Genomic DNA, 666 nt, shown 5'->3' with positions numbered 1-666 from the left:
CGGTCAAAGGATTAAGATAGAATCGGTCCGTCTCTGTTCCATCTGCAGAATAAAACATTACATCAATACGGCCTCTAAGCAGGATATATGTCTCATCCGTATTATTGTGCCGGTGGATTGGCAGCACAGTTCCTGGCTCCAACGCGTTTAACAATCGTTGCGCAGGCGCATTCAAGTACTCATGCAGATTATAATTCATACGCAAACGGGGCGACTCCGCAGCCTGGCAGCTGACTTTATCTAATAATTTAGTATCTATTAGCATAAGTGTTGAAGTATTTAGCTTGGTTTTACATTTAGACGGGAATCCATTGCAAGCTTATTCACCAGCGAATCCAAGTACTGCTGATGCAGATGATAGTATTTTTTAACTAGAAAAACATATGCTCCGCAGAGCACTGTTAGAACAATTGACAGATACAACCAATGATTCGCACGAATTAATATCAAGCCGAATGAAGCGGCCAATTGCACCGCTGTATAGATGGTGGAAACTATCAGATGTGGAATATGCAGCTCATTCGCCATCAGCTGATAGCAATGTTTTCGATGGGCCTTACCCAAATGTTCGCGTAATAGAATCCTGTGACAGATGGTCAGCACAGTATCTACCCCGTAGACCGCCATAAATAATATATAGGTGAAGTCTCCGGTATGCAATATCAG

At 42.6% G+C, this 666-nt stretch carries 2 protein-coding genes; both read right to left on the bottom strand.

Annotated elements, in window-relative coordinates; genetic code table 11:
- A partial coding sequence (locus ACNOHI_RS24965) for a WbuC family cupin fold metalloprotein (protein ID WP_420477425.1) occupies positions 1 to 265 on the bottom strand: 265 nt, incomplete at its 3' end.
- Between the two features lie 14 nt (positions 266 to 279).
- Positions 280 to 666 (bottom strand): hypothetical protein (locus ACNOHI_RS24960; protein WP_420477424.1); only part of this gene is annotated, 387 nt, incomplete at its 5' end.

It is taken from the genome of Noviherbaspirillum sp. ST9 (assembly GCF_048799745.1).
In the GTDB taxonomy this organism is placed as follows: domain Bacteria; phylum Pseudomonadota; class Gammaproteobacteria; order Burkholderiales; family Burkholderiaceae_D; genus Noviherbaspirillum.
This window is presented reverse-complemented; position numbering and strand designations above follow the sequence as displayed.